At 70.3% G+C, this 19,660-nt stretch carries 21 protein-coding genes and 1 pseudogene; 10 read left to right on the top strand and 12 right to left on the bottom strand.

Annotation, left to right across the window (positions count from 1 at the left end):
- The first annotated feature begins 22 nt into the window (after positions 1–22).
- A complete protein-coding gene (locus DFR74_RS10645; RefSeq protein ID WP_228789659.1) occupies positions 23–787 on the top strand; it encodes a sigma-70 family RNA polymerase sigma factor in 765 nt (254 codons plus the stop codon).
- Between the two features lie 20 nt (positions 788–807).
- Entirely contained in the window at positions 808–1,089 is a 282-nt protein-coding gene (gene rsrA, locus DFR74_RS10640) for a mycothiol system anti-sigma-R factor (RefSeq protein ID WP_067510185.1), read from the top strand.
- Between the two features lie 102 nt (positions 1,090–1,191).
- Here rsrA and DFR74_RS37960 read toward each other — a convergent pair whose 3' ends face one another.
- Positions 1,192–1,266: a 50S ribosomal protein bL37 gene (locus tag DFR74_RS37960; protein WP_022597109.1), complete on the bottom strand. Its 75-nt coding sequence runs from the start codon at positions 1,264–1,266 to the stop codon at positions 1,192–1,194.
- Positions 1,267–1,434: 168 nt separating this feature from the next.
- Here DFR74_RS37960 and DFR74_RS10635 point away from each other — a divergent pair, with 168 nt between their 5' ends.
- Both DFR74_RS10635 and DFR74_RS10630 read left to right on the top strand, forming a co-directional pair.
- Positions 1,435–1,650: a biotin/lipoyl-binding carrier protein gene (locus tag DFR74_RS10635; RefSeq protein ID WP_067510085.1), complete on the top strand. Its 216-nt coding sequence runs from the start codon at positions 1,435–1,437 to the stop codon at positions 1,648–1,650.
- 21 nt (positions 1,651–1,671) lie between these two features.
- Positions 1,672–3,186, top strand: coding sequence for a sensor histidine kinase (locus DFR74_RS10630; RefSeq protein WP_067510084.1), 1,515 nt, complete (start codon positions 1,672–1,674; stop codon positions 3,184–3,186).
- Positions 3,187–3,292: 106 nt separating this feature from the next.
- Here the strand turns inward: DFR74_RS10630 and DFR74_RS10625 are convergent, their stop codons facing one another.
- Both DFR74_RS10625 and DFR74_RS10620 read right to left on the bottom strand, forming a co-directional pair.
- Complete coding sequence (locus DFR74_RS10625) at positions 3,293–3,547, bottom strand: WhiB family transcriptional regulator (RefSeq protein ID WP_011211115.1); 255 nt, start codon at positions 3,545–3,547, stop codon at positions 3,293–3,295.
- 248 nt (positions 3,548–3,795) lie between these two features.
- Positions 3,796–4,743: a diacylglycerol/lipid kinase family protein gene (locus DFR74_RS10620; RefSeq protein WP_067510082.1), complete on the bottom strand. Its 948-nt coding sequence runs from the start codon at positions 4,741–4,743 to the stop codon at positions 3,796–3,798.
- Positions 4,744–4,836: 93 nt separating this feature from the next.
- Between DFR74_RS10620 and DFR74_RS10615 the strand changes: the two genes are divergently transcribed.
- Positions 4,837–5,259 carry a hypothetical protein gene (locus DFR74_RS10615; protein WP_067510080.1) on the top strand — a complete coding sequence of 141 codons (423 nt, stop codon included), beginning with the start codon at positions 4,837–4,839 and terminating at the stop codon, positions 5,257–5,259.
- A gap of 12 nt (positions 5,260–5,271) precedes the next feature.
- Here DFR74_RS10615 and DFR74_RS10610 read toward each other — a convergent pair whose 3' ends face one another.
- The 6 genes and pseudogenes from DFR74_RS10610 to DFR74_RS35885 form a co-directional block, all read right to left on the bottom strand.
- Positions 5,272–5,952 carry an endonuclease V gene (locus DFR74_RS10610; RefSeq protein ID WP_067510078.1) on the bottom strand — a complete coding sequence of 227 codons (681 nt, stop codon included), beginning with the start codon at positions 5,950–5,952 and terminating at the stop codon, positions 5,272–5,274.
- A gap of 13 nt (positions 5,953–5,965) precedes the next feature.
- Positions 5,966–6,445: a GNAT family N-acetyltransferase gene (locus DFR74_RS10605; RefSeq protein WP_067510076.1), complete on the bottom strand. Its 480-nt coding sequence runs from the start codon at positions 6,443–6,445 to the stop codon at positions 5,966–5,968.
- The gene (locus DFR74_RS10600; RefSeq protein ID WP_067510183.1) at positions 6,442–7,050 is read right to left on the bottom strand and encodes an acid phosphatase; all 609 of its coding nucleotides are present in this window, start codon (positions 7,048–7,050) and stop codon (positions 6,442–6,444) included. Before DFR74_RS10600 ends, DFR74_RS10605 begins: the two co-directional genes overlap by 4 nt.
- Before the next feature lie 52 nt (positions 7,051–7,102).
- Positions 7,103–7,606, bottom strand: a complete 504-nt coding sequence (locus DFR74_RS10595; RefSeq protein ID WP_067510074.1) for a nitroreductase/quinone reductase family protein — start codon at positions 7,604–7,606, stop codon at positions 7,103–7,105.
- Between the two features lie 45 nt (positions 7,607–7,651).
- Positions 7,652–8,887, bottom strand: a complete 1,236-nt coding sequence (locus DFR74_RS10590; protein WP_067510072.1) for an Rv3212 family protein — start codon at positions 8,885–8,887, stop codon at positions 7,652–7,654.
- Positions 8,888–9,933: 1,046 nt separating this feature from the next.
- A pseudogene (locus DFR74_RS35885) lies at positions 9,934–11,427 on the bottom strand (DEAD/DEAH box helicase); the annotation flags it as partial.
- 545 nt (positions 11,428–11,972) lie between these two features.
- Between DFR74_RS35885 and DFR74_RS10580 the strand changes: the two are divergent.
- A complete protein-coding gene (locus DFR74_RS10580) occupies positions 11,973–13,028 on the top strand; it encodes an alpha/beta fold hydrolase (protein WP_084537765.1) in 1,056 nt (351 codons plus the stop codon).
- A 222-nt stretch (positions 13,029–13,250) separates the two neighbouring features.
- Positions 13,251–13,937 carry a ferritin-like fold-containing protein gene (locus DFR74_RS10575; RefSeq protein WP_067510067.1) on the top strand — a complete coding sequence of 229 codons (687 nt, stop codon included), beginning with the start codon at positions 13,251–13,253 and terminating at the stop codon, positions 13,935–13,937.
- Here the strand turns inward: DFR74_RS10575 and DFR74_RS10570 are convergent.
- Both DFR74_RS10570 and DFR74_RS10565 read right to left on the bottom strand, forming a co-directional pair.
- The gene (locus tag DFR74_RS10570; protein ID WP_407675218.1) at positions 13,934–15,403 is read right to left on the bottom strand and encodes a nucleobase:cation symporter-2 family protein; all 1,470 of its coding nucleotides are present in this window, start codon (positions 15,401–15,403) and stop codon (positions 13,934–13,936) included. The genes DFR74_RS10575 and DFR74_RS10570 overlap by 4 nt on opposite strands.
- Positions 15,404–15,483: 80 nt before the next feature.
- The gene (locus tag DFR74_RS10565; RefSeq protein ID WP_067510065.1) at positions 15,484–16,323 is read right to left on the bottom strand and encodes a helix-turn-helix transcriptional regulator; all 840 of its coding nucleotides are present in this window, start codon (positions 16,321–16,323) and stop codon (positions 15,484–15,486) included.
- 101 nt (positions 16,324–16,424) lie between these two features.
- Between DFR74_RS10565 and DFR74_RS10560 the strand changes: the two genes are divergently transcribed.
- Together DFR74_RS10560 and DFR74_RS10555 are read left to right on the top strand one after the other, a co-directional pair.
- Positions 16,425–16,958 carry a YceI family protein gene (locus tag DFR74_RS10560; protein WP_067510063.1) on the top strand — a complete coding sequence of 178 codons (534 nt, stop codon included), beginning with the start codon at positions 16,425–16,427 and terminating at the stop codon, positions 16,956–16,958.
- A 144-nt stretch (positions 16,959–17,102) separates the two neighbouring features.
- Complete coding sequence (locus DFR74_RS10555; RefSeq protein WP_067510062.1) at positions 17,103–17,330, top strand: DUF3107 domain-containing protein; 228 nt, start codon at positions 17,103–17,105, stop codon at positions 17,328–17,330.
- A gap of 214 nt (positions 17,331–17,544) precedes the next feature.
- Here DFR74_RS10555 and DFR74_RS10550 read toward each other — a convergent pair whose 3' ends face one another.
- Positions 17,545–18,210 carry a TetR/AcrR family transcriptional regulator gene (locus DFR74_RS10550; RefSeq protein ID WP_067510060.1) on the bottom strand — a complete coding sequence of 222 codons (666 nt, stop codon included), beginning with the start codon at positions 18,208–18,210 and terminating at the stop codon, positions 17,545–17,547.
- Positions 18,211–18,463: 253 nt separating this feature from the next.
- Here DFR74_RS10550 and DFR74_RS10545 point away from each other — a divergent pair, with 253 nt between their 5' ends.
- Positions 18,464–19,648, top strand: a complete 1,185-nt coding sequence (locus tag DFR74_RS10545; RefSeq protein WP_407675219.1) for a DUF3152 domain-containing protein — start codon at positions 18,464–18,466, stop codon at positions 19,646–19,648.
- Positions 19,649–19,660 lie beyond the last annotated feature (12 nt).

The raw sequence follows: 19,660 nt of genomic DNA, 5'->3' as shown, positions 1-19,660 counted from the left end.
CACGTTGGAACACATGGAGGAGATGTCGGTGTCCGTACTGCTCGACGAACGTCCGGTCGCGGTCGACACCTCGCCGTCGGCGGCCGGGTTCGCCCCGGTTTCCTTCCTGCCGGTAGATTTGGCAGGTACGGCGACCGAAGGGACAGGTGTGACGAGCGACGAAGACGTGGTGCCCGACGACGGTGAGGTCGGTGCCGCGGTCGACGATGCCGAGCTGGCGCAGCGGTTCGAGCGGGACGCGCTCCCGTTGCTCGACCAGCTCTACGGCGCCGCGCTGCGCATGACCCGCAACCCCGCCGACGCCGAGGACCTGGTGCAGGAGACCTACGTCAAGGCGTTCCAAGGGTTCAAATCGTTCAAAGAGGGCACGAACCTGCGGGCCTGGCTCTACCGCATCCTCACCAACACCTACATCAACTCCTACCGCAAGAAGCAGCGCCAACCCGCGCAGTACCCGACCGACGAGATCACCGACTGGCAGCTGGCCGCCACCGCCGAGCACACCTCGACGGGACTGCGCTCGGCCGAGGTCGAGGCACTGGACGCCCTGCCCGACGACGACATCAAGGCCGCGCTGCAGGAACTGCCCGAGGAGTTCCGCATGGCGGTGTACTACGCCGATGTCGAGGGTTTCCCGTACAAGGAGATCGCCGAGATCATGGGCACCCCCATCGGCACGGTCATGTCGCGGCTGCACCGCGGCCGCAAGCAGCTGAAGGGTTTGCTCGCCGATGTGGCGCGCGAACGCGGGTTCAATCGTGGTGAGCGCCAGGAGGTCAAGCAGTGAGTGTGGAGCGGGACCCCGATATGGAGCTCGACTGCACGGCGGTACTGGCCGATGTCTGGTTGATGCTCGACGGCGAGTGCGATGACGCGACCCGCGCCCGCCTGCAGCATCACATGGACCACTGCTCCCCGTGCATCGAGGCGTACGGGATCGAGGAGAAGATCAAGAGCCTGCTCAGCCGCAAGTGCGGCGGGGACCGGGCGCCGGATTCGCTGCGCGACCGGCTCACCCTGGAGATCCGCAGATCCGTGACGGTGACGCGGATCGAGACCTCCGGTCCGCTGGAGGCCACCGAGTCCTGACCCGCGCGGGTCCGACAACGCTGGGTCCGACATCCCACGAAAAGAGCGGCACGCCTTCCGATCACGGAAGAGCGTGCCGCTCTGTTTTCGCGCTGTGACGGCTCAGGCGTTGGGACGCTTGCCGTGGTTGGCCGCGTTCCCCTTGCGGCTGCGCTTCTTCCGTCCTCGCTTACCCATCGAATTCCTCCGGCGGCTCATCCCCGCGATCCGGCGGGGAACACATCTGGTCGTCGGTCATTGTTTCATGTGTGGTTGGCTGTACTTTCAGCGGATACGGTCGCGACCCGGCGCCGCGCCGAACAGCCCCCCGCGGGGCCGGTCCGACCGACGAGTGATTGGGGTGTCATGGCCGAGGAAGTGCGCGCGGAGATGGTGTCCACCGTGCTGACCGTCGAGGTGGCGGTGGGTGACAAGGTGGCGGTCGACCAGACGCTGATCCTGCTGGAGTCGATGAAGATGGAGATCCCGGTGATCGCCGAGGTCGGTGGCGAGGTCACCGCTCTCGAGGTGCGGCCGGGCCAGGTCCTCCAGCAGGGCGATCTCATCGCCGTCATCTCCTAGGGCGGAGCGGGTAGACCCACCGTGGCCACACTGAGCGAACTTCTCGCCGAACACACCGACCTACCCGGCAGCGCCGTCGACCACCTGCAGCGCGTGGTGGGCGACTGGCAATTGCTGGCGGATCTCTCCTTCGCCGATCTGCTGCTGTGGGTCGGCGCGGGCCCCGTCGACGAGGGCGCCGACCTCGTCTGCGTCGCGCAGTGCAGGCCCACCACGGCGGCCACCGTGCACTTGGAGGACAAGGTGGGCGCCGCGGCGAGCAAGGACGAGCACGCCCAGGTCTTCCAGGCGCTGCGGACCGGCGACATCGTGCGCGCCGACCGCGACGTGGAGGCCGAGGGCGTCTACCATCCGCATCCGGTGCACGCGGTGCGCGAGGCCATCCCGGTGCGCTGCGGCGACGACGTGATCGCGGTGCTCTCCCGCGACACCGACCTGCAGCGTTCCCGGATGCGCAGCGCGCTCGAGACCGCCTACGTCGCCTGCGCCGACGACCTGTGCCAGATGATCGCCGACGGCACCTTCCCCACCCCGGAGGACCGCGCGGCCACGCATTCCAGTCCGCGCGCCGGTGACGGTTTCATCCGCCTCGACACCGAAGGCATCGTCGTCTACGCCAGTCCGAACGCGCTGTCGGCCTATCACCGGATGGGGTTGCAGGCCGATCTGGAGGGGCAGGATCTGGCGGTCACCACCCGGTCGCTGATCACCGACCCGTTCGACGCGCAGGAGGTGGTCGGCGACATTCAGGCCGCGCTGGCCGGGCGCACCGGACGCCGGATGGAGGTGGAGGCGCGCGGCGCGACCGTGCTGCTGCGCACGCTGGTGCTGCGCCCGCACGGGAAGCTCGCCGGCGCGGCGGTGCTGGTGCGCGACGTGACTGAGGTGAAGCGGCGCGACCGCGCGCTGCTGTCCAAGGACGCCACCATCCGCGAGATCCACCACCGGGTGAAGAACAACCTGCAGACCGTCGCGGCGCTGCTGCGCCTACAGGCCCGCCGCACCGAGAACGAGGAGGCGCAGGTCGCGCTCACCGAATCGGTGCGCCGCGTCACCTCGATCGCCTCGGTGCACGAGATGCTGTCCATGTCGGTGGACGAGGAAGTGGATCTGGACGAGGTGGTGGACCGGCTGCTGCCGATCATGGCCGACGTCGCGACCGTCCACACCACCCGCATCAAGGTGCGCCGCGCCGGTTCACTCGGCGTGTTCTCCGCCGAGCGCGCGACGCCGCTGGTGATGGTGCTGACCGAACTCGTGCAGAACGCCATCGAGCACGCCTTCGACTCCGGCCAGACCGGCACCGTCACCATCCGCTCGGAGCGCTCGGCCCGCTGGCTCGACGTCATCATCAGCGACGACGGCCGCGGCCTGCCCCCCGGCTTCAGCCTGGAGGCCTCCGACCGCCTGGGCCTGCAGATCGTCCGAACCCTGGTGACGGCCGAACTCGGCGGCTCCATCGGCCTGCACCCGGGCGCGGACGTGGGAACGGACGCGGTGCTGCGGGTGCCTTTGGGTCGCCGCTCAGGGCGCTGAGAACTCCCCGAAAACAACTGAGCCCGGCACCGCTCTCGGTGCCGGGCTTCATGCGCTTACCGGGCCGGGCTGGGATGGCCCGGTAAGGCCGGTCGTCTTTACTCTTCTAGACGACGGTGCGGGTGCGGGTGCGCGCGTTGCGACGCTTCAGCGCCCTACGCTCGTCTTCGCTCATACCACCCCACACGCCGGCGTCTTGTCCGGACTTCAGGGCCCAGGACAGGCAGTCGGCCGTGACGGGGCAGCGGGCGCAGACCAGCTTGGCATCGGCGATCTGCGCGAGCGCGGGCCCACTGTTACCCACCGGGAAGAACAGTTCGGGGTCCTCGTCGCGACAGATGGCCTTGTGGCGCCAGTCCATTCCTCTGCTCCTTTGCTGGGCGCCACAAGGGGCGCCTGTCGTTAGTGGATCGTTCACTTGTGCGACTCGAATGTTTCCGCACGGTTGCTTGTGAATGCTTTCACGAACACCGTAGATGTCAATAGGTATCCGGTGCACCGTGGGGAAGCTCACGCAATCGAGGACCCCGCATGGGGAGCCTGCCCGGTCCTTTGTACTCGCTCCGGACGGTTTTCGCAGCACAACCGCCAGTTTTTCGCGGCGTTTCGTCAGCGCGACGGCCGCGGGGCGATCACTTCCAGCACATCGGGCACGGCCGTGAAATCCACCACGTTCCGCTTCCCGATGAAGTCGCCATCGATTTGCAGGCCGATCGGCTCCTTGGTCTCGATATGCACCGACGGCACGTCGTCCTCGCGAAACAATATGCGGGACTTGGGATTTCCGTTCTTCGACAGCAATTGCCCGGCGAGTCGCAGGGTGGGCAGCACCGCCATGGACCGCACGGCGAAGACGCCGAGGCCGGTCTCGAAGCTGGTGCCCGGGTTGGTGTGCACCGGGGTGGCGTCCAGATAGGTCCAAGGACTCGAGTTCGTCACGAACGCGTAATGGACACTCTCGACGGGTTCGAAACCCGGGATTTCGATTCGGACGCTTGGTTCACGACGCTTCGCCCGGAAGAATTGTCGCACAGTTGTTCGAAGATATCGGGCCGGAGTGGCGGTGTGGCCCTTGGCGCGGCTGGCGTCGATGGCCTCGCACACATCGGCGTCCAATCCGACGCCCGCGCTGAAGGTGAACCACCTGTCGTCGGCGAGGCCGAGTCCGATGCGGCGGTCCCCGCGCACGGTGAGCAGGTCGATGAGCTGGTTCGTCGCGGTGACCGGATCGGGGGAGATGCCCAGCGCCCTGGCGAAGACGTTGGCCGAGCCCCCCGGGATCACGCCCAGGCGCGGCAGCCAGGCCTGGCCGTCGTCGATCTGCGGCAGCGGCAGGAAACCGTTGATGGTCTCGTTGACGGTGCCGTCACCGCCGTGCACCACGATCAGATCCATCTCGCTGGTGGCGGCCCACTGGGCGAGCTCGGCGGCGTGGCCGCGGTGCTGGGTGTGCGCGACGGTCAGCTGGGTCCGGCTCTCCAGCGCGTGGGCCAGCAGATCCCGGGTTGCCGGTGTGGTGGAGGTGGCATTCGGGTTCACGATCAGCAGCGTCCGCACGTTCGCAGCCTAATGGGCGGCCGGGCGCGGGCCGATTCCGCGCGGGTCGGGCGGCACCGGCCGCACCGCGGCGCGCGTCGTAGGCTTGGGCCCGTGGTTGACAGCGGCAAGGGAGAAGTTTCGGCGGGCGCGACCCCGCCCACGGTGCGGGGCGCGGGGGCGCTGGTCGCGCTGGAGGGCGCGGTCGCGGTGGGTGTCGCGATCGTGCTCGTGGTCCGCGGGCTGCTCGGCCACGATCAGTCCCAGGCCAGCGGGTACGGCACCGCCGCGTGGTTCGCGATCCTGGGCGGCGCGGTGCTGGCCGCGGGCATCGGCCTGCTGCTCGGTCAGCGCTGGGGCCGCGCGATCGCCGTCATCGCCCAGATCCTGCTGCTCCCCGTCGTGTGGGCCCTGCTCACCGACTCCCACCAGCCCGTCTACGGCACCGTCCTGGGCGTCGTGGTGGTGAGCGCCCTGGTCCTGCTGTTCGTCCCCGCCTCGACCCGCTGGATAGCCGCGGAGTACGGCGGAGACTGAGCCTGCCGGGTCTCAGTCGAGAGCGGCGCGCAGCGCGCTGCGGCAGAGGGCGTCGGCGCGGCGGGTCGTTTCCGGCTGGCGGTAGTGCGGGGTGAGGGCGAGCACCTGGGCGCAGGCGGTGTCCAGGGAGATCAGGTGGCCCACCGAGACGAAGACCGGTTTGACGCCCGCGCGGGTGCGCAGGGCGCGGCCCACCACCTCGCCCTCGAGCACCAGGTTGCTGCTGTCGCCGCGTTCGGGGCCCGGTGCGGTGTACTCGCCCCACGCGTTCTTGGCGACGCCGATCGTGGGGAGGCCGGCGAGCACCCCGAGGTGGCAGGCCAGCCCGAAACGGCGCGGATGGGCCAGGCCCTGGCCGTCGCAGACCAGCAGATCGGGCTCGGTGTCGAGGCGTTCCAGCACGCGCAGCGCGGTGGGCACCTCGCGGAACGCCAGCAGTCCCGGCACGTACGGGAACTCGACCGTGCCGTGCGCGACCTCCGATTCGACCGTCCCCAGGGTGTCGGCGTCCAGCACCACGGCGGCCGCCGCGACCACCCCGGCCTCGTCGTCGTAGGCCGAGTCGAGCCCGGCCACCGTGCCGAACCGGGGCGGTTCCGGATCGGTTGCCACCACCAGCGGACGCAACTCGTCCTGGATGGCCCGTGCCTCGTCAGCGGTGCGCGGCCAGCGGTCCGGCTGGGTGATCCGCATGGTGCGGCGGCTCTCAGCCTGCGGTTTCCGCGAGCGCGGTGAGTTCCGCGCCGGCGAGGCGGTAGCCGACCCACTCGTCCTGTTCGGCGGCGCCGAGCGAGCGGTAGAAGTCGATGGACGGGCTGTTCCAGGTGAGCACCGACCAGCTCACCCGGCTGTAGCCGCGGTCGACGGCCTCGCGCGCCAGGGCGGCCAGCAGCGCCTTGCCGTACCCCTTGCCGCGGGTGTCCGGCCGGACGTACAGATCCTCCAGGTAGATGCCGTGCACGCCGTCCCAGGTGGAGAAGTTCAGGAACCAGATCGCGCACCCAGCGATGCCCGTCTCGTCCTCGGCCACGTGCGCGAACAGGGCGGGCGCCGGCCCGAACAGCGCGGCGTGCAACTGCTCGGCCGTGAGCGTGCACTCGTCGCGCGCCTTCTCGTATTCGGCCAGGTCGTAGACGAGTTCGACCAGGGCGGGCACGTCGGCCGGGGCGGCGCGGCGGATGGTCATCGGAACCCTCCTGAGGTCGGAACGAGGTTGTGCGCGTGGATGGTTCGATTGCCGTGCTCGAAGCCGAGCACGCTGACCGCGCCGGTGGTCATGGTGAAGCGGCGGCCCTCCACCAGCGCGAATTCGGCCCAGCGGGCGATCAGCGCCCGGGAGAAGTGCCCGTGGCCCACCAGCACCACATCGCGGTCGGGCAGCGCCGTCGCGGCGGCGGCCAGCACCCGGTCGGCGCGGGCCCGCACCTGCTCGGCGGTTTCGCCGCCCGGCACCGCGCCGGTCCAGATCGTCCAGCCCGGCGCGGACTCCCGGATCTGCCGCGAGGTCAGGCCCTCGTAGTCGCCGTAGTCCCACTCCACGAGGTCGTCGTCGGGCACCGCGCCACCCAGGCCGGCGAGTTCGGCGGTGCGCGTCGCGCGCTGCCGCGGACTGGTGAGCACCAGCGGGTCAAGCAAGTCCAGCCCGGCGATCAGCGAGCCCGCCGCCGCGGCCTGGCGCTCCCCGGTCTCGGTGAGCGGCACATCGGTGCGGCCGGTGTGGCGGCGGGTGCGCGACCAGTCGGTCTCCCCGTGCCGGAGCAGAACCAGCTTGGCGTCGTCTCTTTCGGGCATGCCCTCCATCATGGCGACGGGGGACCGGTGCCGCCCGCACCGGGGCGGGCGACTACTTCCTCGGCTCGCCGAACTCCAGCACCACCAGCGGCAGCGGGTGGCCGGCCCGCTCCTGGCACTGGGCCAGCATCGGGTTGTCGGCGAACGCGAACGCCGCGAACTCGTCGTACGCGGCGCCGGTGAGCACGCGCGCGAACCCGTCGTAGGTGTGCGGGCCGTGCTCGATGACGACGCGCCCGTCGGCCTTCACGTTGTGGTACCAGGCCGGGTACCGGTCCTCGACGAACGAACTCACGTACGGGATCTCGCCCCGGTAGCACAGCCCGAGCGGCACCACGTGCTGCTTGCCGCTCTTCGCGCCGGTGGTGGTGAGCAGCACCAGATCGCCGCCCTCGTAGTCGCCGCCGACCTTGCCGCCCTGCTCGCGGAACTCGCTGATGACGTCGTTGTTCCAGCCGGCGACGTCACCGTCCTCGGCCAGCTTGTTCCACGGGGCGTTGGGATCGTCGTAGTCGGTGATGGTGGATTCGGCGGCGGGCGAATGGCTTTCAGACATGGCCACAGTCTGCCTCGAGGCACCGACAAGTTCGCCCGGTCCGGCTCAGCCGAGCGCGTACAGCTCGCCGTCGCGGCGTTCGAGCACCGTGCTGCCGAGCACCGCCACCGAGATGGGCCCCTCGGGCGCGGTGGAGCGCTGCACGGGAATGCGCGCCACCTCCTGCCCGTTGGCCGGGTCCAGCGCGACCATCCCGTCGGTGACGGGCAGCAGCAAACGGCCCGCCATCAACGCGGGCGCGCCGAGTGCGTCGGCGGCGGTCCACATCGGGTCGAAGGTGCTGGCGTTCAACGCGATCACGCTGTTGCCGGTGAACAGGAAGTAGGCCGAACCGACCCGCGACACATCGATCACGTCGTCCAGTGGCGCGGAAAGATGGTGTGTGACAACCGGATTGCCGGTGGCGTCGAACACTGCCAGGCGGGGCGGCGCGGATTCCTCTGCGCCGGAACCGCTTCCGCCGGGCAGATACACCACGACGCGGTTCTCCGATACCGCGATCACCCGCGCCCCGGGGGAACCCGCGCCCGGCCCGGTGAGCACGCGCGAGCCGTACTCCTCGGGCACGGTGTTGTCCTTCGGCGCGGGATTGAGCAGCGTCAACCGGTCGGACTGGTCGTCGGGGCAGCGCTCCAGCACCGCCAGGCGCGACGCGCTGGACCCGGCCGAGAGCAACGTACAGCCTTTGCGCGGTTGGGTTTTCACGTTGATCGCCGCGTCGACGTATCCGTACTCGATGGTGCGCACCAGGTCCGAACGCCACATCTCCAGTCGCCGTTCACCTTTGGCCAGCACATAGGTGCCGTCGACCGAGAGGCGCACGTTCTCGTCCATGTAACTGCTACGCGCCGTGCGCCGTTCGCCGGTGTCGCCGTCGAGCAGTGTGGCCTGGCTGCACCCGCGCTGGTCGCGGTAGACCGCCACCACTGAACCGTACTGAGACTCCACACCGCACAGCGGCATGTCGCGCCGGTAGCGCCACAGTTCGGCGCCGGTGGCCGGATCACGACCGGTGACGGTGCCGTCCTCGGCCGTGATCACCGCGCCACCGGAGGCCAGCGCGCGCGTGCTCGCGCCGTCGGGCGCGTGCCACAGTTCGCGCAGGGAGACCGGGAGCGTGCCCGCCGTCGGCGGTGTGGGCGGGGGGCTCGGCGCCGTCACCGACTCGGTGCCGGTGGCGTCGCCGCGCGCCCAGACGACCAGCGCCGCGACCACGACGAGCACGACGATCGCGACTGCGGAGATGATATCGGCGCGCGTCCGCCGCTCGGGTGCGAGCACGTGAGCGAGACTAGCCGATCCGCGGGGGCGGGCTCCGTATCGGTGTCCCCACCGGCGTCTCCGCGATGCGGACCGCTGCCCGGCCGCGTTGTCGGCGCCGCCGGGACGACCCCGGTGTCGGCTCCTCCTCCGCGTCGCCGGACGGCGATCGCTGCGACTGTGCTCCGAGCCAGGTGCTAGGCCGAAGCGGTTGTCCCTGCCGCGCCCACCGACACCGGGTCACCCTCGGCCTCGGCGGTCGCCTCCGCCTTGGCGCGCCTGCGGCGCACCGGCTTCTCGGCCTCCGCCGTCTCCTCGCCGTTCGCCTCGATCTTGCGGGTGCGGCGGCGCGGCGCCGCCTCCTCCCCGTTCGCGGTGTCGGCGTCGGCCTTGCGGGCGCGGGTACGTCGCGCGGGCTTCTCCTCGGCGGAGACTTCCGCGGACTCGCCCTCGGCGCTCACCGCGGCCTTGCGCGTGCGGCGGGCCGGCTTCTCCTCGGCGCCGTCGGCCACCGCGGCCTCGGCAGGTGCGTCCGCCTTCTTCCGCGTGCGCTTCGGCTTCTCGGCACCGGCTTCGGTGGCCTGATCAGCGGTTTCGGCGTTCGCGGTGGCGCGGGTGCGCCGACGTCGCGCGGGCTTCTCCCCGGCCGTCGCCGGGGTCGCGGCTTCGGCCACGGTCGCGGACTGCTCGGCCGTCGCGGTGCCGGGCTCGACAACAGCGGGCTGCTCGACGGGAGCAGCGACCGGCTGCGCCGTGTTCGCCACGGCCGACAGCTGATCGGTCGCGGCCTGTTCGACCGAGACCGGTGCCGAAGCGGACTGAACTGCCGCAGTGTTGGAGACCTGCTCCTCGGCCTGAACCGCCGCCGCGTCAGCCACCGGAGCCGACTCGGCGCCCACCGACGAAACGCCGTTCGCCGAGGCATCCGACTGCACGTCGGTCACGTCACCCGCACCCGACTCGGCCGGCTTGCGCCGCCGACGCCTGCGCCGCGCGGGCGCCTCGCCCTGCGCCGCACCCGGCTCGGCGTCCGCCGCGTCGGCACCCGGCTCGGCGACCTGGCCACCCGTCTCGGTCACCTGCGCGTCGGCGCCGTTCTCGCCGCCGCCCGACCGGCGCCGCCTGCGCCTGCGCCGACCCAGCTGCGCGTCCTCGCCCTGTTCACCGGCGGCCTCGGCGGCGCCCGATTCCACGCCGTCCACCGGCTGCCCGCCGCGGGTCCGCCTGCGGTTGCGCTTGCGCGGGCTGCGCGCCTCGCGCTCCACCACGACCGCGTCGTCCTCTTCGCTCGCGGGACGCGCCTTGCGCACGGTGCCGCCGACGCCCTCGGGAATCCCGAGATCGGAGTACAGGTGCGGCGAGCGCGAGTACGTCTCCACCGGCTCGGGGATCCCGAGGCCCAGCGCCTTGTCGATGCCGGCCCAGCGGTTGAGCTCGTCCCAGTCGATCAGCGTGACCGCGACGCCGGTGCGGCCCGCGCGGCCGGTGCGGCCGATGCGGTGCACGTAGGTCTTCTCGTCCTCGGGGCACTGGTAGTTGATGACGTGGGTGACGTCGTCGATGTCGATGCCGCGCGCGGCCACGTCGGTGGCGACCAGCACGTCGATCGCGCCCTTGCGGAACTTCGACAGCGCCTTCTCGCGCGCGATCTGCCCGAGGTCGCCGTGCACCGCGCCCACGGCGAAGCCGCGGTCGGCCAGGTCGTCGGCCACCTTCTGCGCGGTGCGCTTGGTGCGGGTGAAGATCATGGTGGCGCCGCGGGTCTCCGCCTGCAACACGCGCGCGATCAGTTCGCTCTTGTCCAGCGCGTGCGCGCGGTAGACGAACTGCGCGGTGCGGTCGTGCACGGCCGAATCGCTGGGCTCCTCGGCCCGGATGTGGGTCGGGCGGGTGAGGAACGTGCGGGCCAGGGTGATGATCGGGCCCGGCATGGTGGCCGAGAACAGCATGGTCTGGCGCTTGTCCGGGACCATGGTGAGAATGCGCTCGATATCGGGCAGGAAGCCCAGGTCGAGCATTTCGTCGGCTTCGTCGAGCACCAGCACGCCGACCTTGCCGAGGATCAGATGGTTCTGCTTGGCCAGGTCCAATAGTCGGCCCGGCGTGCCGACCACCACGTCCACGCCTTCGCGCAGCGCCGCGATCTGCGACTCGTAGGGGCGGCCGCCGTAGATGGAGGCCACCGCGAGCCTGCCGCGCTCGTTGCGCAGGTATTTGCTCGCGTTCTCCAGATCCTGGGTGACCTGGATGCACAGTTCGCGGGTCGGGACGATCACCAGCGCGCGCGGCGTGCCGTCCAGCGGGGTGGTGGAATCACCGGTCGCGATGCGGTGCAGCAGCGGCACGCCGAAACCGAAGGTCTTGCCCATACCGGTGCGGGCCTGACCGATGAGATCCTCGCCGGCCAGCGCCAGCGGGAGGGTGAGTTCCTGAATCGCGAAGGTGCGTTCGATACCGATCTCGGCGAGCGCGCGGACGATTTCGTCGCGCACCCCCAATTCGGTGAATGTCGGGGCGGTGTGTGTCTCGTCCAGTTCGGCCGTCAACAGCGTGTCCGCCAGGCCGGGCTCCTGCTCGACAGTGATCTTGCTCAGGTTCGTGCCTTCCTCGATATCGCGTCACGCGCGCACGAGGTGTGGGGCGGACCGGCCGGTCCGCGACGACCACTGATCCGGCGGGTGCTCCGGGTCGCGGCCGGATGTCGTCAGGGTGCCATCGTGGGACGGCAACTACCCGGGAACATCGGCGCAACGCGGGATGCGGATCTGGTGCGCGCACATTTTCCTGGACCTCGGAAGCCCCGTGGCGGCGCCGTGGCGCATGCGTGGGGAACGATATTTTCCGTTGTCCGTGGTGATTGTAGCGTGATATTGTGCTGCGCCCGAAATGGCGCCCGGGTTATTCGCGGGCGAAACTCCGCGGGCGCCCGTCCGGTTTACCCGATGTATGGTGCGGGACTTGACAATTCATGGTCGCCGGAATGCTTCGCGCGCGGGGCGGTAGCAGCGGCGGGCTCGCCCGGCGCCCGAGTGTCGCGGTGGCGGCAAACCGTCGGGAAGCGGACTTGCCTGTTACCGGCGGTACTGGGATGTGAGACATTCTTGGGGTGAGCATCGCAGACACGGTCACCACCGCCGCCCGCAACGCGTGGGCGCTGACCTTCGGCTCCGGCGTCGAGTCGCCGGAACCCACCCCGTCGACGATCCTGTGGGACGAACCGCACCGGCAGCTGCGCCGGTTCGAGGGCGGACCCACCCCGGTCGCGGACGCCGCCGTCCTGCTGGTGCCCCCGCTCGCCGCGCCGGCCACCTGTTTCGACCTGCGGCCCGACCAGAGCCTGGCCCGCCACCTGCGCGACAGCGGCCGCGCGACCTACGTGATCGACTACGGCGAGATCACCTTCGCCGACCGCGCCATGGGCTTCGAGGACTGGATCGACGAGATCATCCCGGACGCCGTGCTGCGCACCTCCGCCGATCGCGGCGGCGCGCCCGTGGACCTGGTGTGCTGGTCGATCGGCGGCACGCTGGCGCTGCTCACCGCGGCCGCCCATCCGGAACTGCCGATCCGCTCGATCACCGCCGTCGGCTCGCCGCTGAACTACGACAAGATGACCGGCATCCCGCAACTGCGCGCGGTCGCCAAGCTCACCGGCGGCATCGCCACCACCACGGCGGTGCGGGCGGCGGGCGGCATCCCCGCACCGCTCACCCGGCTGGCCTATCGCGTCACCGCGTGGGAGCGCGAGCTCAAGCGGCCGTGGTTCGTCGCGACCAACCTGGCCCGCACCGAGACGCTGGCCAAGATGGAATCGATCGACCGTTTCATGGCCGAGATGCCCGGCTACCCCGGCCGGTTCTACGGGCAGCTGTGGGGCAGGCTCATCCTCGGCAACGACATCGGACGCGGCGTGGTGCGCCTGGGGGAGCGGCGCATCCGGCTGGCCGATGTGACCGCCGCCGTGCTGCTGGTCGGCGGCCCCTCCGACGTGATCACCGCGGCCGCCGCCGTGCAGGCCGGCACCCGCACCCTGACCGGCGCCGAAACCGTGCGCTACGAAACCGCCCCCGGCAGCCACCTCGGCATCCTCACCGGCGAGACCGCCCGCGACACCACCTGGGTGTACCTGGAGAAGTTCCTCACCGAACGCGACGCGAGCTGACCGGCGAATCCCGTTCGCGTTCCGCCTCATTCGCGGCGCGGGAGTTCGGGCAAGCCGCGGTTTCTCCTGGGGCGTGTGCAGCGTCTCGTCCCGCTCTGGCCGCGCGCAGGGCAGTGATGGCCTCCGCTCGTCGGGCGTCTGCCGGGCATGGACGGACTGCGCTTCGGCCGTGCGCAGTGTTTCGAATGGGCTGCGCCCATCGGTGCCTATTAGGCTGGCTGCATGGCAGCACAGTCCCCTGCAACGTCCGGTGTCTCGACCTCGCCCATCGCCGCGGACAACCCCGGTGTGATCGACCTTTTCGCGGTGCTCGCCTACGGCGAGATCTCCGCGTTCTACCGGTTGGCGGAGGAGGCGAAGCTGTCGCCGACGCTGCGGGGGAAGGTGGCCGTCGCGAAGATGGCGACCGCCGAGATGGCGCACTTCCAGACGCTGGAGACGGCGCTGGCCGAGTGTGGTGTCGACGTGTTCGACGCGATGGCGCCGTTCGTGCGGGCCCTGGACGCCTACCACGCGTCCACCGACCCCTCCACCTGGCTCGAGTCGATGGTGAAGTTCTACGTGGGCGACGGCATCGCCGCCGATTTCTACACCGAGATCGCGGGCGCGCTGGACCCGGCCGTGGCCACCGTCGTGCGCGATGTGCTCGCCGAGACCAGCCATTCGGAGTTCGTGGTCGAGGAGGTGCGCCGCGCGGTCACCACCAGCCGTTCCGAACGCGACCGCCTCACCCTGTGGGGCCGCAGGCTGCTGGGTGAGGCCATCACCCAGGCCCAGTACGTGATGGCCCAGCGCGACGAACTGGCCGAACTCGTGCTCACCGCCACCGGCGATCTCAACGGCATCGCCGCGCTCTTCGAGCGCATGCAGGACAGCCACGCCCAGCGCATGGCGGTCCTGGGCCTCTAGGCCGGTTCCGCTCCCCGCTCCGCCCGCGACGGTTCCGCGGCGCGCGCCAGGTCGCCGGGATCGGGGCGCGCCGCGCGCGGGGCGTCGTGGGCGTCGGGCTCGCCGGGGTCGGCGGTGCGGTTTCGGTTGAGCAGCAGGTTGAGCAGTATCGCCGTGATAGCGCCCGCCGAGATCCCCGAGTGGAAGACCGTTTGGAACCAGTCCGGGAACTGGCTGTAGAGGTCCAGCGCCACGTTCACCGGCGCCTCGCCCGACCGGTCGGTGTAGTAGAGCTTGGCCTCGGTCAGCATGGCCACCCCCAGCGAGATCGCGACAACGAGGATGTTGGTGTTGTCGAACGCGACCTTCGACAGCGTGCGCACCCCGGAGGCCGCGACCATGCCGAACAGCGCCACACCCGCGCCGCCGAGCACCGGCAGCGGAATCCCTTCCACCACGGCCGCCAGTTTCGGCAGCAGACCCAGCACCACGAGCAATGCTCCGGCCGCCGTGGCCACATGCCTGCTGCGCACGCCGGTGAGGGCGACCAGCCCCACGTTCTGGGCGAACGCGGTGTAGGGGAACGTGTTGAAGACCCCGCCGAGCACCGTGCCGAGCCCGTCGGCGCGCAGACCGTCGGCCAACCGGCGCGGGGTGATCTTCTCGTCGACGATCTCGCCGACCGCCACGATGTCGCCGGTCGTCTCGGTCATGACGACGATCGCGACGATGAGCAGCGCGAGAACCGAGCCGATCTCGAAGGTGGGCAGGCCGAACTGGAACGGTGTCACGACACCGACCCAGTCGTAGTCGCCGAGGTGACTCCAGTCGGTCAGCCCCAGCGGGATCGACACCACCGTGCCGATGATCAGTCCGAGCAGGATCGAGATCCGGCGCAGGCCCTCGGGGGCGAACCGTTCGATGAGGATGATCACCGCGAGGGTGAAGAATCCCATGCCGATCGCGGCGGGATCGCCGAACTCGGGTCCGGTGCCGCCGCCGAACCATCCCGACGCCACCCGCATCAGCGAGACCCCGATGATGAGGATGATGGTGCCGGTGACCAGCGGTGGGAAGAACCGGATCAGCCTGCCGAACACCGGCGCCAGCAGGATCATGAAGAGCCCGCAGGCGATGACCGACCCGTAGATGGTGGTGACGCCGTGGTTCACGCCGATTGTGATCATCGGGCCCACGGCGGCGAAGGTGACGCCCTGCATGAGCGGCAGCCGGACGCCGAACCGCCAGAATCCGACGGCTTGCAGCACGGTCGCGAGGCCGGCGACGAACAGGTCCGCCATGATCAGGTGCACGATGTCGGACTGCTGCAACCGTCCCGCGCTCACCATCGCGCCGCCGACGATCAGCGGCACCGCGACCGCGCCCGCGTACATCGCCAGGACGTGCTGCGCGGCCAAAGGGAACAGCCGTTTCAGCGGCGGGATCTCGTCGACCGGGCGCGGAGCCTTCGTGTTGCGGGAAGCCATGGCCCCCATCGTTTTCGACCCAGGTTTCCGCGCCTTCTCCCGCTCGTCACCGCCGAATTACGGGCTGGATATACCGATGCCTATTCGTTGGCCGCGCGGTTGTGGACCAGGCGCAGGCCGGGGGAGTGGGTGGCGGCGCGGTCGACCAGCCAGACGACCACGCTTTGATCGCTGTCGGTTTCCATTGTTTCGACGGGCACGTCGATAGCGCCGTGGGTGGGATGGTCGAACCGCAGAAGGCTCGACATCGGCCCCGCGCCGACGCGCTGCGGCTGCCAGCGACGGTCGAATTCGGGTTCGCGGCGCAGTGCGTCGATCATCGCGAGCAGTTTGCTGTCCCCGGGCCAGCGCAGTTTCGCGCGCAGCAGCGCGGTGGCGAAGGAGTCGGCGGCCGCGGGCCAGTCGCGCAGGATGTGGCGCGCCCGCGGATCGGTGAACACGTACCCGGCGAGGTTGGCCTCCTCGGCGCGGTCGATCAGGCCCAGCGGCGCGGCGAACTCGGCCCACGTGTGGTTCCAGCCCAGGATGCTCCAGCGCCTGCCGACAACGAAAGCGGGCGTGGGGTCCAGGGCGTCGAGCACCGCGCGCACCGTGTCGCTGATCTGCTCGTGCGGGGATTCGGCTCCCGGGCAGCGGGATTCGTTGCCGGAGATGAGCGCCAGCAGACCGAAGTGCTGCCGTTGCGTGCCGTCCAGGCGCAACGCGTCGGCGAGCGCGTCCACCACGGCCAGCGACGGGTTCGTGTCGCGGCCCTGCTCGAGCCGGGCCAGGTAGTCCGCGCTCACCCCGGCCAGCACCGCGACCTCCTCGCGGCGCAGGCCCGGCGTGCGCCGCCTGCCGCCCTCGGGCAGGCCGACGTCGGCGGGCCGCAGCTCACCGCGGCGGGCCACCAGGAACTCGGCGAAGGCGTTGCGTGCCATGGTTCCACCATGCCCTATCCGGGTACCGGTAGCCGCGCCCTGCGAGGGCGAGGATAACGGCGGTCTGGCTGCCCGCCGCCCGCGCGCACATCGTCGTAGCCATGACCACTTCGACCACGCAGCTCAAAGCCGGCTCCTGGGCGCTGGACACCGCGCACTCGTCGGTCTCGTTCGCCATCCGCCACCTCGGCATCGCCAAGGTGCGCGGCGGCTTCACCCGCTTCGACACCGAATTCGTCGTCGACGAGAACGGCGAGGCCACCCTCGGCGCGACCATCCACCTGGACTCCTTCGACAGCGGCAACCCCGACCGCGACGCCCACGTCCGCACCGCCGACTTCCTCGACGTCGAGAACCGCCCCACGCTCACCTTCCGCGCGCTCGGCCCGGTCCGTGTCGCGGAGACCTTCACCGTCGACGGTGAGGTCACCCTCGGCGCGATCACCAAGCCGGTGCGCCTGGACGTCGAATGGGGCGGTGTGCAGGCCTTCGGCGAGACCGGCGAACGCCACGCCGGATTCTCCGCCACCGGGACCATCAAGCGATCCGACTTCGGTGTCGGCCCGTCGGCGCCGGGCTTCCTCGGCGACGCGGTGGCCATCGAACTCGAGATCCAGCTCGTCGAACCGAAATAGCCCACCCGGCCCGCTGTTCGCTGACAGCGCAGGCAGGGCCGTGCCGGACGGCCGCGGCCCTGCATTAGCCTTGGACCGACAGCAAGAGCGCTCGGGCGCCGCGACGCCCGGTGCCGCACAGGACTCTAGGTTCGGAGGTTGGCCGTGGAGGTCAAGATCGGTATTGCGGATAGCCCGCGCGAACTCGTCATCGTCAGCGGACAGACCCCCGACGAGGTCGAAGCGCTGGTCTCCGACGCGCTGAGCGGCACCTCGGGCGTCGTCGCCCTCACCGACGAGAAGGGCCGCAAGTTCCTGATCCAGGCGTCCAAGGTGGCGTACGTCGAGATCGGCACCGCCACGGGCGGCCGCGTAGGTTTCGCCGCTGTTTGATCTGGGCTTACCCGCCTCTCCGCGTCTTTTCGCCGGTCGTGAGTGCGTGGTTCGGTTTCGTGCCGGGCCGCCTGTTCTGTGCAGGGTGAGTTCTGGGCGTTCCCGGTGAGTTACCCATGTAGGTGCGAGATCAGGTGTTGCGTGGGTGAAGAACGAAAAGGTCCCTGGCTTCTCGGAAGCCAGGGACCTTTCTTGTTCGATCTGATGGTTGGGGCTAACCGATCGGATGCAAAGGGACGTGGGACAGGCCGCCCCATGCCAGCGCCACCGTCGTATCCACGGCCTCGTCCTTGGGGATCGGGCGATCGGCTTCCAGCCAGTACCGCGCCGTGAACTGGCTGGTGCCCACCAAGCCGACGGCCAGGATGCGGGCCCGGTAAGGGTCCAGGCCGGAGTCGTGGGCGACCAGGTCGAAGACGGCGTCCACGCAGGCCTCGGTGGCCTGTTCGACGCGGCGCTGCACCTGCGGCTCGCTGGTGAGGTCGGACTCGAAGACCAGGCGGAAGCCCTGCATCTCGTTGTCCACGAAATCGAAGTACGCCTGCACGGCGGCGCGCACGCGCTGGCGGTTGTCGGTGGTGGAGCGCAGCGCCTGGCGCACGCTGGAGACCAGCATGTCGACGTAGTTCTGCAGCACCGCCAGGTACAGCTCCAGCTTGCTGGTGAAGTGCTGGTACAGCACCGGCTTGCTCACGCCGGCGACCTGGGAGATCTCGTCCATGCCCGCGGCGTGGTAGCCGCGCAGTACGAACACCTCGCTCGCGGCCTGGAGCAGTTGCAGCCTGCGCTCGTCGCGCGGCAGGCGGGTACCGCGTTTGGTCGGTGCCATGGCCTCGGACGACGTTCTGCGGGACGTCATCCGGTCCACGAGGTCGGTCATTTCGGCTCTCCCAGTCGGTTCCCCGGCTGAATGGGGTTGTGCACCGGGTATCCAAAGAACGATACCCGCTAACCCGTCGCATGCGGACCCGGCCCTGCGACGAAGTTCACCCGATGGGACGTCCGGCGGGGAGCTTGCGCCCTGTGAGAACCTGATGGGTGTGACCGACCGACCGGAAAGACCGTCCGGCGGCGGGCGTGACGCGCTCCGCCCCACTGGCTCGGCGACGCCCGGTTCCGTAGTGTCGGACCCCGTGGCGAGGTCCGGTCCCGAGGCGCGTTCGGGCGCGGCTGCCCGATCGGGCACCGCGCGGCGTTCCGGTGCGCCGGGCCGCCGATCCAGACCCGAGCGCGCGGTCCCTCGCATCAGCGAACCGTGGCCGCGCGCGGGCGACACCCCCTCCGATCGCGACGCGGCGCCACCGGCCCGCACCCGCGACGGCGTCGAGATCTACGACCCCCTCGGGCTCTACCAGGGGGCCGACCGTTCCCATCAGCCGCTGCGAGCGCGCTGGGACCCCACCGCTCCCGACGAGAGCCGCAGCCGGCCGCGCCCCGAACGCGGCACCAAGAAGCAGAGCGCGATCGGCCGATTCGTCTCCACCTACGGATGGCGCGCCTACGCGCTGCCCATCCTGTTCATCGTCACGGTCCTCGTGGTGGTGGACGCGGTGCGCGGGGGCGGCGCCGAGGGGGCGGGCGCGAACACCGATCCGAGTTTCGGCCGATTCAGTCCGCGCGCCGCGTCGGCGGGCGTGATCGGCGCACCGCCCGGTGACGGGCAGTTCCCCGCCGATCTGCCCACCGGCGCACTGCCGGAGGGCGGGCCGTTCGTGGAGGACGGCACGGGCACCTGGCGTGTCGTGCCCGGCACGACCGCGAAGGTCGGCGAGGGCCGGGAGTACAGCTTCCGCTACACCGTCGAGATCGAGGACGGCATCGACACCTCCGGCTTCGGCGGGGACGAGTCGGTGGCGAAGATGATCGACAGCACCCTCGCCAACCCCAAAAGCTGGTCGCACGACCCGAAGTTCGCGTTCCAGCGGATCGACCAGGGCGAGCCCGATTTCCGGATCTCGCTCACCTCGCGCCAGACCACCCGCGAGGTGTGCGGGTTCGAGATCCCCATCGATTCGTCCTGCTACCACGCCGACCTGGACCGCGTGGTGCTCTCGGAGGTGCGCTGGGTGCGTGGCGCGCTGGCCTTCGAGGGCGATATCGGCTCCTACCGGCAGTACCAGATCAATCACGAGGTCGGCCACGCCATCGGCTACCACCAGCATCAGCCGTGCGAGACCGACGGCGGCCTGGCGCCGATCATGATGCAGCAGACGTTCGGCACCAAGAACAACGACATCGCCGAACTCGATCCGCACGGTGTGGTCCCGATGGACGGCAAGCGCTGTCGTTTCAACCCCTGGCCCTACCCCCGCGGCTGACGCGGCGCGGCA

The organism is Nocardia puris (assembly GCF_003315035.1).
Lineage (GTDB): Bacteria > Actinomycetota > Actinomycetes > Mycobacteriales > Mycobacteriaceae > Nocardia > Nocardia puris.
The sequence above is the reverse complement of the archived record's forward strand: the minus strand, read 5'-3'. Positions and strand labels throughout refer to the sequence as shown.